Source organism: Ohtaekwangia sp. (assembly GCF_036786105.1).
Lineage (GTDB): Bacteria > Bacteroidota > Bacteroidia > Cytophagales > Cyclobacteriaceae > Ohtaekwangia.
Window position 1 is genome coordinate 22,314 of sequence record NZ_DAIQRQ010000053.1, and the last position, 16,693, is coordinate 39,006.

Sequence of the window (16,693 nt, forward strand, 5' to 3'; positions counted from 1 at the left end):
TCAAACGCGCGCGGCAATTCAATTTGCTTTTCATAGCAAACATGCAGGCGCGCGACAGAGAAAAAAGCGGAAGTCCTGTTGTTACGCTGGCGTAACAACAGGACTTCCGCTTTTCTATATCTTTTTCCCGGGAGGTTTCGCTGGCGAAATCTCCCGGGAAAAAGATCTTCAGGTGCGCCTGCAAGTTTACAAGAAGGGCAAAACCAACCTTCGCACCGGCAGCACAATTATGCAAACACCATTTTTATTACACTATCTCAAAAAAATAGCTTTCGTAAAACTTATTGAGAACATCATTCATCTACAGGATAATACTATATAATTCCCAACCCCAACCTCATTGTATGAAAATACTATGCCTTGGCTTTGCCATGTTGCTGGCTATATATGCCGCTGCACAAACTACTTCACCGCAAAAAATTGGTCATGCTAACTGGGAGTATATATTCAGCAGGCTACCGGAATATAAACAGATCGAACACGAATTGGGTGCTTTCGAAGCGCAATTGCAGAATCAGCTCAAACTGAAAAGTCAGGAACTGGACGCCAAGTATAAAGCTTATCAGGCCATGTCGCCTGATGTACCGGATGCTATACGAAAAGATCGCGAAGCCGAACTTGCCTATCTGCAAGACAATATCCAGAAGTTTCAGCAGGAGGCGCAACTCTCCATTCAGAAAAAGCAGGCGGATTTGATCAATCCCGTGCTTGCCAAAGTAGGCAAAGCCATTGAAGCGGTAGCGATAGAAAATGGATTCTCCTATATCATCAACCCGCAGATGGTGAGCGGTGGCGATGTGCTGTTGTTTACCGATGAGCAATATAATATATCCAACCTGGTTTTAAAGAAACTGGGAGTAGACGTCAGCAAGCTTCCCTCGTCCGCTGCTAAACCACATTAACGGCCGGTTACAACGGCACGTCTTCTGCTGACTAGAATGAACCGCCTATACCAAACATCAACAGAAGCGGTTCTTCTTTGGATGCCCCTACATTTACATTGAATGAAAATTGATTGGTAAACGGTGTTACATAGAAACCGGCTCCGTACCCTTCATGCCAATGATTGGCACTGGCCGGATCGGTATCTGCCCACACACGGCCTATATCGTAGAACGTGCGAATGCCGATCTTTACCGGTATAAAATTATTCTTCGTTTCCAGTATTTGCCAGCGAAGCTCGGTATTAAGATAAGCCTTGGATTGGCCGGTAAACCGGTTGCGTCTGAAACCATGCAGATCGTCTAACTGCCCTAATGAAAATAGTTTATAGAAAGGCAGCTCACCAGTTGTTACGCCACCACCAGCCCGTATACCCAGCGTTACAGGATTACGATTGTAGGTTGACAGGTAATGTTCCACTTCAGCATACGAGATCGTAGCTATATTGTATGATGATTCATGGAGGTGAATAGCCTCTTCACTCCAGGCAAAGCGGAAACCGCGCTGTGGCAAAAAACGATCATCACGAAAGTCGAGATTCACCGTCCCTTTCAGCGAAGTCATGTTCAGTTTTTGCAAGCCAAATATTCCAGAGTCTTCCGATAAGAAACTATTCTTACGTGCAATGCCTTCATCCGATTCAAAGGCAGCCAGAAACGTTGCGCTGCTCTGCTTCCAGAATGCACGTGTTAATCCGGCACGCACTATGAATGAATTATACAGCGCACGATAATATTGCTTCGGCGCTGTTTTATCGCGTGTAGTATTGTTGCCAATGCCGAAGAAGTAATTATAGTTCAACGGCCGCGACAGGTTTATTTCAGAGATACCATCCCACTTCCCTACCAGGTAACGCAGCTGATTGCGATATCCCAACTCATAATTCTGTTGCATGCTCACAGAAGCGGCTATACTGTGTTTTACACTAAAGTCGGGTTTGGAAAAATTATGATTGGTAAAGGTAACACGCGTATTCAGCGCAAAGCCCGTAAAAGGATTATAAGAAAGTAATACCATGGGGAAGTAGGTGTTATAAGCAAACGCTGTGCGCTGATAGTGATACAGGCGCTCATCTTTCGGTGCAATATACTTTGCTTCGCTGACGGCCGGTAGCGTGGTTGCCTGACCTTGCTGGTATATCAACGTTTTATGTGAAGATCCTTTTACAGAAGAATCATCTGTTATCGTATCACCTTTATCACCGGTAATGATTCGGATCAGAATGGACTTATCCACTTTGCCGGTTATCCTGAACACATCATGATTGGTAAGACCGTATAGCCTGATCTCCCTGGTTTCGGAAGGAATAAATTTTCTGCGAAAATATACTTTATCGAAATCGGGTTCACCATGCTTCAGATCGCAAACCAGTACATCTACCGTTCCATCGGCATTTCGTGTGGCCTGAAAATATTCTGCTTTATTCGAGCCGACTATATCCACTTCTTTAGCCAGCATATTATAGTATCGGGCAGCATATAGCGGCAGATCGCGAATGCGTGCTTTTAATTTATCTTCAATCTCTTTACCATCGGGTGTATAAATTTCCAAGGGCATTTTACGAACAGCTTCAGCAATATCTTCTGCGGATATACTACTTTGAATTTCCTTTGCTGCATTTATCCAATCTTCTTTGGTAAGCTGATTACCCAGCAGGCGATCCATGTGGCGCGCCTGGTGCATGAGGCTTCGGAGTCCTTTTATTTTATAATCAAAATTTTCTCCGCTTGCTTTTGCCCACGCGCGGTCGGCCAGAAACGGAAGGATACCATCCCAGCGGGAGAACACGTGATCGCGATCGCGCGGAATGGGTTTGTACAATATACCGCCGTTATTTTTATAGCCCGCCCATTTCCAGTTGTCTTCATGTTTGCCCCAGTCACCTACCAGTATATCAAATACGCGGGCACGGCAAAACTCGAGCCGGTCCACGCGGTTATCGTGATCTTCATAGAGTTTTTGAAACAATTTATAGCTGCGTTCTATATGATCAGCTCCGCCAAAAATTTTGTCTTTCTGAATTTTATCAGTGGGTGAATCTTCCAACATGCCCAGCAAACCTCCATACGCCCGGCTATATTCTCCCAGTTCCCTTCCTTTTGGCAATGTATATAACACCGGTCGTGCATGCAGGATCTGAATTTTATCCAGCATATAGGAAGCGGCCAGCGCACCATACGGCTCCTGGGTTGTAGTCTGATCTTTAATGATCTGCGACACCAGCGTACCTCGTACGGAATGCGCCAGTGCCTTCGAGGGATCTTTGTTTACCGATCTGAATACATACTCCCTGCCATTGCCGCCTGCCATTTTAAGAGATGTCGTCTGGCGTCCGCCTCCTTTCCGGGTAATTGTTAATCCCTGAAAGGTCGTATCCATATCGAGTTGCATAACATGCACGGGTGTAGTCCACGAATGGCGATAGTGTGTACCCAGCCACAATTTGCCCCAGCCACCGATAGTATACTCTTCACCAGCCACGCGCACCTGATCGCGTGTATCACCCGGAATTGCACTTACAGACGCTATAGCTCCTGCTGCAGTTGATGGTTTTACCAGCACATCACCTTTCGCAAACGCAAGTGATTGTGTGTTCCATTTTATATAGCGATAAGATACTTGCCCGAGTGTGTCGTATGTAAGCTCCACAAAGCCTGCATCGATGGATGTTAATAACGCCTGATTGCTGCCGGCAATGAAGTCTCCATCCCGCAGCGCTCCGCTGTTAATATGATAATTACTATTCTGACGGAGAATAGAATGATTCTTTTCATGTCCGGAGGCAAAGATCAGCGAGGTATAGTCGCTCATCATATCGTTTAGCGTATTGCGAAAGCCATTGAAATTTTCGTTTACAATATCATTGCGGGTACCTATATTCTGTCGGTATGAAGTAAAGGCACTGCCCAGCAGCGGTGGCCACAGGTAGGAAGACACAGGAAAGCGGCCGCCATATTTACCCAGCGATACAACCGGAAAATGCGAAAGCAGGAGTATATTTTTGTTTCTGCTCTCATCCAGCATATCGTTTATTTTTTCGAGAAACACACCTTCATCTGCAATGCCGCAGGCATTCATATAGGGAAGTGGCTTATCGTGCGGGTGATTCCACCATTGCGAGTTAAAGGCCACGATATCTACAAACTGCGGAAGGGAATAGAGCCAGGGCCCCGGGCATCCGTTATCGAAGAAATATACCAGCCGCGGATGCCGGATCTTTTTAAGGTACTTCTCTAACTGCTGCACCGCCTGCCAGCCGTCTTTACCGGAATCGTTCCATTCCCGTTCGCCCTGGTTAATCAATATGGTGAGGTTGGTATATTTATCGAGAACCTGGTGAGCCTGCGTTCCCCATGCCTGAATGTCTTCAGCGGTTGCACGCTCGGAAAAAACATCGCCATTCAATATCCACACCACCGGGGTGGTTGCGGACTGACAGTATTGATCGATCATGGCAAAGAGCTCTTGCTTATCGGCAAGATCGGCACTGTTAGCCGTTAAAATTACCTTGACTTCGGCAGCAAAAAGAAACGCTGGCGCAAGTACAAAGCAGAGTATAGCGAACGATGTTGGTAAGGCATGCCGGGGCATCACGGTTATCGGGAATAGGTGTACTTGGCTTCAATATACTTCCTTTTTCCGATGGACGAAAAGCCCTAGGCTACAGGCTTCCGGCCTCTGGCGGCAAGATTAAAGATGGAAGCAGTTGTGAGTTGTGAGCCTGTGAGAAATGAAAAGTATTACTTCAACATTTCTTAAAAAAATTCATACAACTTATTCAAGTTGATGATAAGGCAAGCATAAACTTGCCTTATCATCAGAGATATTTATCAATGCCCTGCTATATATTCAAGAATAAATCCATACTGATAAGGCTTGTTACCAGGATTGGTATATTTATCCATAGTCTTGGCTCCCCAGGTGTCATCTCCGCCAACGCCATGAATATTCAAATCAATATTCAGGTTTATAAAATCACGCTTCGGTAATTTGTAGTCGTGACGTGAGTTTTCCAGATCGTCTTCTGTAAAGCTCCACGCCCGGAAATTCAACGGCTGCAAACCTGTTACTTTAATACCTTCCGGTGTCGGTGTATCTGAATTGAGTGAAAACCAGCGTACATCGCAGCGATTGGCATTGTCTTGCGGCACGGTGTAGTGCACAACGAAATTTTCGAGTGCAGATTGATACAATCCTATTAACGCACCAGTCTTTCTGTCGGGATAGTTTTCAAAAGGACCACGACCGTACCAGTTAATCGTGCTGTATTTTTCAGCAATACGCATACGCATGCCAAACTTTGGCAGGAACGGAATGGTATCGCGCAAAGGAACGTATGATGCTTCCACTTGTAATTGGCCCTTGCCATTTACCTGATATTGTAATGTATAGTTTGCTCCAATGGTGGGCAAGCTGATATCAAATTTCAGCACCGTTAAATTTTCCTGCTTCGTTATTCCGACATTCTTAACGACTAAATTCTCTGCCGCTTTCTTCCATTTTGCAGTTTCTTTTTCATAACCACTTTGCTTTTGATTGTCATTCGGTGTTTTCCAGAAATAAGGTTCAAGCTTGCCCATCAGCAATTCCTGTCCTTTCACTTTCCAGCTAAGTAAACTTCCATTGGTCTTATCAAAATTAAAAGACATCGCTTCCGTTTTTAACTCTATGCGAGAAGCCGTCTGTATAACCTCTGCCTTATTTCCCTGAGCCTTTATTGCTGAGAAAATATAGGGATGAATGGTAAATTGTTCATAAGCAATACAGAAACCATCCTGAGCCCAAAGCGTTGATGTTTTCAGGCGCGCATAAACCGTTAATGTTATTTCAGAAGAAGTGTTTTCCGGTGACGGAATGGTTATGATTGAAGATTTACCGGGCAAAACTTCGCATGAAAAAGTCCCTTTCTTAAAGGTGCTTCCATTCAATTTATACTCGTATTCAAAATCGAAGGGCTGTAATGAAAGAAAATCAAAACGGTTGGTTATTTTGATCGTTATCTCTTTTTCATTTTTCATTTCAAAAAGAATCGGCTGATATACTTTTTGAACTTCATAATACTGAGGCAATGGTTTTCTGTCTGTAGAAACTAACCCTCTTATACAGAAATTACCATCGTTAGGTTTATCACCAAAGTCACCACCGTATGCCCAGAATTCGTTATCTTTTAAACTGAGAACGTCCGGATTGCCTTCAAGTTTAAGCGGTGAGCCGTCTTTAGGTTTAGGCAAACCGTGTTCATCCCACTCCCAGATAGCAGCGCCTGCAAGGCTTGAATCTGCATAAATTACATCCCAGTATTCCTGAAGGTTTCCTCCTGAATTCCCCATCACATGGGAATACTCGCGCATAACTACCGGTTTGTCGTTTATCCTTTCAGCCAATTTTTTTATATCGGCAGGATGGAGATAGCTATCGTCATAAAGGTCTGCGATTTCTCTGTGAGTGTCAGAAAAAACTAAACGGGTCGCATCCATTTTCCGAATGGTGTCTGCCATAGCCTCCATATTTCTTCCCTTTCCTCCTTCATTACCTAATGACCAGAAAATAACAGACGGATGATTTTTATCGCGCTGTACCAATGATACAGCTCTTTCTACATGCGGCTTCTTCCACGCTGGATCATCGCCCATCTCTTTGTTACCGAGACCAAAGTGATGCGATTCCTGATTGGCTTCATCCATTACATAAAATCCATATTTATCACATAGTTCATAAAACATAGGATCATCCGGATAGTGTGATGTTCTAATCCAATTGATGTTCGCCTGTTTCATAAGCTCCATGTCCGTAATCATAAACTGGCGACTGAGATGTCTTCCCGTGCGCGGATGTAGTTCGTGGCGATTTATTCCTTTAAGCTTTATAGCTTTTCCGTTAACATAAAATACCTCTCCCCGCACCTCAATTTTGCGAACACCGAAATAACATTGCGCTACATCTATAATTTCATTTTTCTTTCTGAGTTTAACAGTAAGATGATACAACTCCGGTGCTTCCGCGCTCCAAAGCCGTGGCTGTTCTAATGTAGAGTTGATCTGTATGGATACTTGTTTTGATTTCCTGATTACAGGGACTGTTTTTGAAACAGGAATCTCGATGACATTTCCTGATTTTGAATAACCGGTTATAACGGTCTCAAATTGCAATCCTGAAACATCGAGGGCAGAACGATTGTCAACAGTCAAATCAATGGAAACAGCAGCGTTGTTAAAACCTTTATCGGGTATCGCTTTTACAAAAAAATCGCTGATAAAAGTTTTCGGTCGCGCAATCAAATCAACATCTCTGCATATTCCTCCCAAACGCCAGATGTCCTGATCTTCGAGATAACTGCCGTCACTATATTTATACACTTCCACGGCCAGTTTATTTTCTCCTTTCTGAACGTAAGGTGTAATATCAAATTCAGCGGGCGACATGGAGTTTTCGCTATAGCCTACTTTCTGGCCGTTTACCCAAAGGTAAAACGCCGATTGCACGCCGTTAAAATTTATAAACAACTGCTTATCGCTCCAGGTGGCAGGCAGCGAAAATGTAGTACAGTAACTTCCAACCGGATTTCTTTCGTTATAGGTAGTAAACCATTTCTCCGGATCGCTCATCACTTTCGGAGGATCTTTTTTAAAGGGATAAGTAACGTTGGTATAGATGGGAGTGCCGTACCCCTGAAGCTCCCAATTGATCGGCACCTGAATATTATCCCATGCATCGGTAGAATAATTCAGCTTATAAAAATCAATGGGTCTTGATTGCGGATTAGAAGACCATTTAAATTTCCAAACACCGTTCAATGACTTTACCATGGGGTTGTTTGCCTTTTCTTCAGCAAGAAAAGTATAGGCATGCGGTTTTTCCCGGTTGATGCTGTTGACATCCGGATTTTCCCAATCGTTCGTATTTTGTCCTTTAACTCCACAAGAAAGGGCAGAAAGACCAAGAAGAAATAAAACTTTTTTTATCATAACTTTTTCAAGAGTAACTGCGAAAGGTAAAGTGTGATCATAACAGGATAATGATTTTACTGATTTTTATTTTTTCCGCTCTGTTTTCACGGATAAGTTTCGAAACTTAATATTAAGCAGAATTTGCATTAGTAGTTATACTGCTGGCACATTCACCTGCGCTTTCGGTGTTGGGTTCTCTCTGATTCTGCTGAAAAATCTCTTCTACTATTAGGAAAGGCTACCACTAATTGCTGTAACGATTTGATGGCCCAAATCCGCCTGAACGCTATGCTTCAGCCATGTGCTTTAACGTCTCTCCTGCTTTCACGATACACCTTTACGCACCATCAAACTTTGCATACATCAGGCGTTACTGTAACGTTGCTATGCATCCGTAATCACCAGACTTTAAGGAAGCCTGGGCCCACCAGATTTTAATGGCAACATGCGATCCGCCTGCCCATACAGGAAGCTAATGAAAGAGTGTATAAAGTATAATTTATGATGAGATCACACGATCAGCCCGATAAGTTTGCCAATAACATTTGTGTGAGGCTGTATGCTTGTTACATCGTTTTTTGTTATGGTGATTCATGGCATGCGCCTGAACAACCTTCTACACGTGTTCATCAATCACACGTTTCAAATATTCAGTAGGCACAACGCCCGATTGCCGCCATACTATATTTCCTTTCTTGAACAGCATAAGGGTAGGAACACTTTGAATCTGGTAAGCAGAAGCTGCCTGTGGATTGCGGTCTATATCGATCTTGATGATCTTGGCTTTGTCGCCTACTTTCGATTTGAGCTCTTCCAGAATTGGCGCCATCATTTTACACGGTCCGCACCACTCTGCGGAGAAATCTACAAATGTAGGGCGATCGCTGTTGATCAGGTCTGTGAATGATTGTGCCATGTTTCTTTCGGTTTAAAGTTCAAAGTTTCAGGTTCAAGGTGCAGGCGAAAATCAGCGCTGAACCGAACGCTCTTCGTTTGGCTTTATAACATTTTGGGGTGTGATAGAGTTCAGACGCCTGTTTCGTATGGCCTGTAAAAAAACCGGCTGGCTACTGGTTTGAGGTATACATTTCAATATTTTTGTAGCATTACCATTTATACCGCGCAGATGACCATTAAATTAAGTGATGAGCAAAGGATAAAGATTCTGAATTCTGATGATCTGTATGCCGTTATGCAAAACATTTTGCTGCGCGAAGAAAAGATAGACCAGGAGAAGGAACATTTCTGGATGATTGGGCTCGCCACAAACAACCGTATACTTTATGTGGAGCTTGTAAGTCTTGGCAGCGTGAATGGTATTACCATTGAGCCGATGAATGTATTTCGCGTAGCAGTGTTAAAAGGTGCTGTTAAAGCGATTATCGCTCACAACCATCCGAGCGGAGAGCTAAAGCCATCTGACGCTGATAAGGACCTGACCGATCGCCTCATACAAGTGGGCCGAATCTTAAATATACCGATTATCGATCACCTTATTATTTCCACAAACTCGTATATGAGCTTTGCCGATACCGGTTTGCTGGAACAACTGGAACGTAGCATACGATGGGTGCCTGCCTTCGAACTGGTAGATCGTATAAAAAAGGAAGAGAAGAAAATTCGCGAGCAGATGATTTTCGAAGAAAAAGAAAAAGCAATGAAGAAGGTTGCCAAGAACGCGCTTAAAAAGGGATTATCTGTCGAAGACATAGTTGAGTTAACTGGCTTAACCAAAGAAGAGATTGCAAAGTTGCGATAACGTATTGCCCGCACTTCAAAAAATAAACCTTAACGTTGGCTGTAACTCAAAAACGGATATTTATTTTCCGGGCGGTTATGGAATTTTGCGCTTCGCTGCATCTTATCCGTAAGATACCCAAACACGCCTATGAAATCCATTTTACTGTCGCTTGCCTTTATCCTCATTTCAGGATGCGCTCATCTATTCGCTCAATCTGATTTTTATAGCAAACGCTGGAGCAATGTATATCGCTTCGAGCTGAATGAACAGCCTAAATCTGCACTCGCAGTTGTAGACTCGGTGTATAAACGCGCCAAACGGGAAAAGAATATTCCTCAGTTAACCCGTGCGTTGCTCTATCAATCAAAGTTTGCGCTTTCGCTGGAAGAAGATGCAGAACTGTACATCGTTCAGAAATTCAAGAAAGAAATTGCTACCAGCAAAGCTCCGCTTCGAAATATACTGGAGTCGGTGCTGGCCAACATTTACTGGCAGCACTTTCAGCAAAACCGGTGGAAGTATTATAACCGGTCGCGCACCGAAGAGATTGTAGATACTACCGATTTCCGCACGTGGGATGCCAGCGCGATGTTTATAGAGATCAACCGTCATTTTCAGTGCTCGCTGCAAAATGTATCACAGCTCTCCACAATTAACCTGGGCACATTGAATGAAATTATTCTCCCCGCTGAAGGGTCAAGACTATACCGCCCAACGGTATATGATCTGCTCGCACACAACGCACTCGATTTTTACAAATCTGCAGAAAGCACTATCAACAAATATACCCGGCCCACCGATCTGAAAGATACACGTTACTTTGAAGCATTTGAAAGCATGACTATTACTGCGACTGACAGTTCTTCTACAGAGATGCAGGCGCTCGCGATATACAAATCGTTATTGTTGTTCCACAAAAACGCCAAAGATACAAGTGCTTATATAGATCTTGAAATCGAACGGCTAAGCTGGATTGCGTCAGTGGGTATATTTGATAATGCGCGCGACCTGCATGTACAGGCCTTGCAACACCTTCGCGCTACGTATCAAAAGCACCCTGCTTCTGCGCTGGTCGATTTTGCTATAGCATCCATCTACTACGCAGAAGGCAATGCATATTCGCAGGAAGACCAACAGCAACAGTTCAAAAAGAGAGATGCCATGGAAGTCTGTAACCAGGCCATTGCGCGCTTTCCCGACAGCGATGGCGGCCAGCGATGCCGTGCGATGAAACACGTTATGGAGAATCCCCACCTGGAACTGACCGCGGAGCGATATATACCGGTAAATCAGCCCTCGCGGATACGCGTGGAGTATACCAACATTGACCGCTTATCTTTCAAAGCATTTTTGGTTACGCGTGATTTTGCAGAGCAATTCTACCGAATGGATAAAGACTCGCTCCGATTAGCCGCGCTGGATACCCTGCAAGCGACTGCCCTATGGCACGTGGCACTTCAAAACCTTCACGACTATCAACAACACAGCACCGAGATTGTAGTTCCTGAATTGATGCCGGGAGCCTATATCTTTTTGGCTCGCCTGTCCGCTGATTCTGTAAAAACATCGAAAGGCGCATTTGCCTATGCTTCTGTACAGGTTACCAACCTGGTGGTGTTTGAAAGCATCGATAACGATATATACCGGTACCAGGTTGTTGATCGCAATAACGGCAAGCCGGTAAGCGGAGCAACGGTACAGCTCAGCGGATATCGCCCGGGAGACAGAACCGACTTGATCACCCTGGAACAACAGACTACAGACAGGAACGGATTTATCGAGGTCAAAAAGAAGGACTATGACTTGTATTCGATCACGGCAACGGTTAGTACCGCACAAGATCATGCTACGTTTGGCGATTACAATATATACCGGTTATACCATCGCCAGGATGAAGATGAAGAAGAGCGCACGGCACGTACGTTTATGTTTACCGATCGCAGCATTTACCGCCCCGGGCAAACCGTATATTTCAAAGGTATACTTATCAAAACCAAAGGAAAGAAATCAACTGTGGTGGGAGGCGAACATGTGGAGGTACTTCTGGAAGATGTAAACGGTCAAGAAGTAGGATCGCAGCGACTCAAAACCAATGCGTTCGGTTCTTTCAGCGGCGAGTTTACATTACCGGCTTCCGGTCTTACCGGAGAATATAGCTTGTATGCCGATGAAGATTATGAGAGCGAGAGCAAATTTTACGATGACTATGATTTTGATTACGAAGAACTGGAGATTTCGGTAGAAGAATACAAGCGCCCAACATTCGAAGCTGCGTTCAAACCGGTGAAAGAAACATTCCAGGTATACGATACAGTAACTGTAACAGGAACCGCCATTGCTTTTAACGGCGCTAAAGTAAGCGGTGCCAGGGTGAGCTATCATGTAAGGCGAGTGGTGCGCTATCCGCGCTGGTATTATTGGTATAATCATTACGCCGATGAGCGAGAACAGGAAATTGCTTCCGGACAAAGTATAACGGATAAAAATGGCGAAGCTGCCATTCGCTTTCCGGCCACTCCGGATGAATCGGTATCGAAAGATGAAAGACCGGTGTTTGAATATGAAGTATCGATGGATGTTATCGACATAAACGGAGAAACAAGAAGTGCCTCTACAACGGTACGGGTGGGCTATCATACATTATCGGCAATGTTGAACGCGGCTTCTGTTATAGACCGAAAAGTTCCGGAGAATACCATCACGGTAGTGACTGAGAACCTGAACGGAGAATTTATACCGGCACAAGGCACCATCACGATCTATAAATTGAAATCACCGGAAACACCGGTACGTCCCCGACCGTGGGATGCACCTGATCTGCCTCAACTAAGTGAAGCCGAATTTAAAGCACTCTTTCCGCATGATTCTTACCAGGATCAAAGTGATCCGACCAAATGGGAGAAAGGTAAATCCATGTTTAGCGCGGCTTTCAATACAGCCAAAGCGAAAGAAGTAAAGTTCAAGATAAATAACACGTGGCCGCAGGGACGCTATATCATGGAGCTTACTTCTACCGATGCTGCGGGTATGATTATTACCGATAAGCATCAGTTCTCGGTTATGGAAACCGGCAGCCGTACCGTGGCCGATAACCAGTTGCTGTTCATGGAAGCAGACAAACCGAGTTATCGTGTAGGTGAATTTGCAAAAGTAAAGATTGGCTCGGCAGCCAGCGATATTACGGTTACAATTTCCCTGGAGCGTAACCACACGATTATTAAAACATATACCGAGCATCTCGCGGCTAACACCACTACACTTACCATTCCTATTACAGAAAGCATGGATGAGGGCTTTGTGGTTCACGCTACTACTGCTGTCTACAATGTATCGCTGACTGACAGTCGTATTCTTTCAGTCACGTCAGAGCGTAAAAACATTGAAATTGAAACACTCACCTTTAAAGACAAACTTCAACCCGGAGGGAAACAAACATGGAGCTTTTCAATTAAGGGTGATGAATCATCGCGGAAAGAAGCCGAGATGCTCGCTTCGATGTACGATGCTTCACTCGATCAATTCAAGCAACATGCGTGGTCGTTCAATCCAATAGAAACAAGGTCATACTATAGCAACTATCGTCCGAATGCTCATCTTAGTTTCGGCACTTCGCCATTCGCGTTTGGTGGCGAGCCTATACCTTATCGGGCCCGCGTTATACCGCATCAACAGTATGACCAGTTCGAGTGGTTTGGATTTAACGTCTCCAACAATCGCTATACCAACCGGCAATACCTGAGCCGGCTATATATCGTGGGACCTGATCCTGCCAATCCTTCCAAAGTAAGTATGCTGAATACAAAGCAGCGAAAAGAAGGCTATATCTACGGCACTGTATCCGACAAGAATGGCGATCCTATACCAGGCGTAAATATAGTGGTAAAGGGTACCACCATAGGAACTGTTACGGATGCAGAAGGTAATTATATGATTGAAGCCAATAAAGACGATGTGCTGGTATATAGTTTTATCGGGTATGCAACAGCAGAGGCAACGGTAAGCCGCAAGAACACAATCAATGTGTTGATGGAAGAAGAAGTGATGGCACTATCAGAAGTTGTAGTAACCGGTTATGGTACTACAGTTGAGAAGAAAATGCTATCAGCGAGCGCAACAACAATAGTAACCGAAACTCCTGCAGAAGGTGATGTAGTTTTTGCTTTAGCCGAAGGAAACGCTGCTGGCGTACAGATAACCGGTATGCCGGGTGGCAATGCGCGGATCATAATTCGTGGGGCCGCTACTACAGGTGGAGCTGAACCGCTATATGTTGTGGATGGTGTTGTTGTTGAATCTTCTAAAATCGATCAGGATGATCTTACCAATGTTCAGGTAATGAAAGGTGAAGCGGCTATTGCGCTTTATGGTGCGCGCGCGGCCAATGGTGTGATCATTATCAGCACCAAGTCGGGGCAGAAGAAAATGGATGAGGAGATGGCGAAAATAAATGCGCGAAAGAATTTTAATGAAACTGCTTTCTTCTTTCCTCACCTCACAGCCGATGAGAATGGGAAAATACAGTTTACCTTCACTACTCCGGAGTCGCTCACGCGCTGGAAGCTGCAACTGCTGGCACACACCAAAGATCTGATCACCACTACGAAAACGCTGCAAGCCGTTACGCAAAAGGAATTGATGATTATGCCGAATGCACCGCGCTTTCTTCGCGTAAACGATGAGATCATTTTCTCGGTAAAGGTTACCAATCTCTCCGGTAAAAATCAGGAAGGTAAAGTTGCCTTGCAGCTTACCAATGCCGCAACAGGCGAGCCGGTAGATGCACTTTTTGGAAATATAGTGCGTAATCAAACCTTCAGGATAAGCGCAAAAGGAAACACAGAAGTATCGTGGAAATTGAAAGTGCCTGATGGTATAGATGCTGTTCAATATAAAGTGCTGGCCAAAGCCGGTAACTTTACCGATGGCGAACAGAATGCTTTGCCTGTGCTGCCTAACCGGATGCTGGTAACAGAAACACTGCCGATGTATATACGCTCGGGCCAAACCAAAACATTCACGCTCGACAAGCTAAAGACTACAACCTCTCCTACACTGCAGCACCACCAGGTTACATTGGAAATTACATCTAACCCTGCGTGGTATGCAATACAGGCGCTGCCGTACCTGATGGAGTTTCCATACGAATGTGCCGAGCAGACTTTTTCGCGCTACTATGCCAATGCACTGGCTTCACACATTCTCAACAGCACACCCAAAATCAAACAGGTATTCAGTCAGTGGGCATCCTCGAATGCATTGGTGAGCAACCTTGAAAAAAATCAGGAACTAAAATCGTTGATCATCCAGGAAACACCGTGGCTGCGCGATGCTGAAAATGAAACTGAGCAAAAGAAACGAATCGCATTGCTCTTCGATCTGAACACGGTGAGCGATCAGCAAGCCACGATCAACAAGCTAAAAGATATGCAGCTTGGCAACGGAGGTTTTCCCTGGTTCAGCGGCTGCGATCGGGCAAGCGCCTACATCACACAACATATAGCCGTGAGCTTCGGTCATCTGAAACAATTGAAGGTAACTATAAAAGACAACACCGTTACCGAAATGATGAACAGAGCCGTGCTGTTTCTGGACAATGAAATGGTTAAAGACTATAGCGTCCTGCTAAACGAAGCTGATAAGATTCGTGCAAAAGCTTCGTCTCCATCAGAAGGCAACCGGTTGGCGAAGGAGTATATAAACGATCAGCACGTATCCTATCATCATATTCATTACCTGTATATGCGAAGCTTCTACCCGGAAGTTGCTTTGAGTGAAAAAGCATCAGAAGCGGCAGCGTATTATAAGGTACAGTCAGCACAATACTGGCACGACTTCAACCTTTATTCAAAGGGAATAATTGCGTTGATCCAGCATCGCGATCACCAGGTAAATATATCCAAAGACATTCTGCGGTCGCTGAGAGAAAACAGCATAACCAGTGATGAGCTGGGTATGTACTGGAAAGAAAATATAGCCGGCTGGTTCTGGTATGAAGCTCCGGTGGAGACACAGGCCCTGCTGATAGAAGCCTTTGCCGAGATCGAGCCGCAAGACATCAAGACGATTGACGAGCTTCGTGTATGGCTGCTGAAACATAAACAGACCAACCAATGGCAAACTACTAAATGCACAACAGAAGCCGTATATGCCTTGTTGCTTCGCGGAACAGACTGGCTGCCACTTGACAAGCAAGTGGAAGTAACAATAGGACACAAGTCAATAACACCTGATACCAAACAAGCCGAAGCCGGCACGGGTTATTTTAAAACTTCGTGGAAAGGAAACGAAGTAAATGCATCGCTGGCCGAAGTAACGATCACGAAAAAAGATGATGGCATCGCCTGGGGCGGACTATACTGGCAATACTTTGAAGACCTGGATAAAATTACACCGGCAGCAACGCCGTTGAAACTGAGCAAAAAAGTATTCGAAGTAAAACATACCGATACCGGTGAACTGCTGAAAGAAGTAACCACCAACTATCCACTCGAAGTAGGCGCATTGTTACGCATTCGCATTGAGCTGCGTGTTGACCGCCCAATGGAATTTCTGCACATGAAGGACATGCGCGCCTCGGGCCTGGAACCCGTAGATATACTGTCCCAGTATAAATGGCAGGACGGCCTGGGGTATTATCAAAGCACTAAAGATGCCTCCACCAATTTCTTCTTCGACTCTGTACAAAAAGGAGTATATGTTTTTGAATACGATTTACGCGTGAGCGCCAAAGGCAACTTCTCCAATGGCATCACTTCTATACAAAGTATGTATGCCCCGGAGTTTAACAGCCATAGCGAAGGTGTGAGAATTACCGTGAAATAAAAAAGTGATGGGAGGCGACCCCTCGCCTCCCATTTTCCCGATACCTAACCCAATTGACCGACCGCCTGATACAAGTTGGCAGAATACTGAATATACCCATTATCGATCACCTGATCGTTTCTCTAAATTTGTACATGAGCTTTGCCGATACCGGTTTGTTAGAGCAACTGGAGCGAAGCATTAGATGGGTGCCAGCCTTGAACTGGCTGAACGGATAAAAAAAGAGGAGAAGAAGATTCGC

At 44.7% G+C, this 16,693-nt stretch carries 6 protein-coding genes and 1 pseudogene; 4 read left to right on the forward strand and 3 right to left on the reverse strand.

Going from position 1 to position 16,693, the window contains the following annotated elements:
• The first annotated feature begins 344 nt into the window (after positions 1-344).
• A complete protein-coding gene (locus V7Q33_RS18185) occupies positions 345-902 on the forward strand; it encodes an OmpH family outer membrane protein (protein WP_333820748.1) in 558 nt (185 codons plus the stop codon).
• A 31-nt stretch (positions 903-933) separates the two neighbouring features.
• Here V7Q33_RS18185 and V7Q33_RS18190 read toward each other — a convergent pair whose 3' ends face one another.
• The 3 genes from V7Q33_RS18190 to trxA form a co-directional block, all read right to left on the reverse strand.
• A complete protein-coding gene (locus tag V7Q33_RS18190; RefSeq protein WP_333820749.1) occupies positions 934-4,533 on the reverse strand; it encodes a BamA/TamA family outer membrane protein in 3,600 nt (1,199 codons plus the stop codon).
• 239 nt (positions 4,534-4,772) lie between these two features.
• On the reverse strand, positions 4,773-7,907 hold the full coding sequence (locus V7Q33_RS18195; protein ID WP_333820750.1) for a glycoside hydrolase family 2 TIM barrel-domain containing protein: 3,135 nt from the start codon (positions 7,905-7,907) through the stop codon (positions 4,773-4,775).
• Between the two features lie 598 nt (positions 7,908-8,505).
• A complete protein-coding gene (gene trxA / locus V7Q33_RS18200; protein ID WP_331976818.1) occupies positions 8,506-8,805 on the reverse strand; it encodes a thioredoxin in 300 nt (99 codons plus the stop codon).
• Between the two features lie 210 nt (positions 8,806-9,015).
• On the opposite strand from trxA, the gene V7Q33_RS18205 reads away from it, so the two are divergent.
• The 3 genes and pseudogenes from V7Q33_RS18205 to V7Q33_RS23435 form a co-directional block, all read left to right on the forward strand.
• On the forward strand, positions 9,016-9,648 hold the full coding sequence (locus V7Q33_RS18205) for a JAB domain-containing protein (RefSeq protein ID WP_333820751.1): 633 nt from the start codon (positions 9,016-9,018) through the stop codon (positions 9,646-9,648).
• A 129-nt stretch (positions 9,649-9,777) separates the two neighbouring features.
• Entirely contained in the window at positions 9,778-16,452 is a 6,675-nt protein-coding gene (locus V7Q33_RS18210; RefSeq protein ID WP_333820752.1) for an alpha-2-macroglobulin family protein, read from the forward strand.
• A 47-nt stretch (positions 16,453-16,499) separates the two neighbouring features.
• Positions 16,500-16,670, forward strand: a pseudogene (locus V7Q33_RS23435) (JAB domain-containing protein); the annotation flags it as partial.
• Between the last annotated feature and the right edge of the window lie 23 nt (positions 16,671-16,693).

Bases quoted from the DNA above. Each gene is read 5' to 3' on its own strand.
- V7Q33_RS18190 (WP_333820749.1), bottom strand. From the start codon at position 4,533: ATGCCCCGGCATGCCTTACCAACATCGTTCGCTATACTCTGCTTTGTA.
- V7Q33_RS18210 (WP_333820752.1), top strand. From the start codon at position 9,778: ATGAAATCCATTTTACTGTCGCTTGCCTTTATCCTCATTTCAGGATGC.
- V7Q33_RS18195 (WP_333820750.1), bottom strand. From the start codon at position 7,907: ATGATAAAAAAAGTTTTATTTCTTCTTGGTCTTTCTGCCCTTTCTTGT.
- V7Q33_RS18205 (WP_333820751.1), top strand. From the start codon at position 9,016: ATGACCATTAAATTAAGTGATGAGCAAAGGATAAAGATTCTGAATTCT.
- trxA (WP_331976818.1), bottom strand. From the start codon at position 8,805: ATGGCACAATCATTCACAGACCTGATCAACAGCGATCGCCCTACATTT.
- V7Q33_RS18185 (WP_333820748.1), top strand. From the start codon at position 345: ATGAAAATACTATGCCTTGGCTTTGCCATGTTGCTGGCTATATATGCC.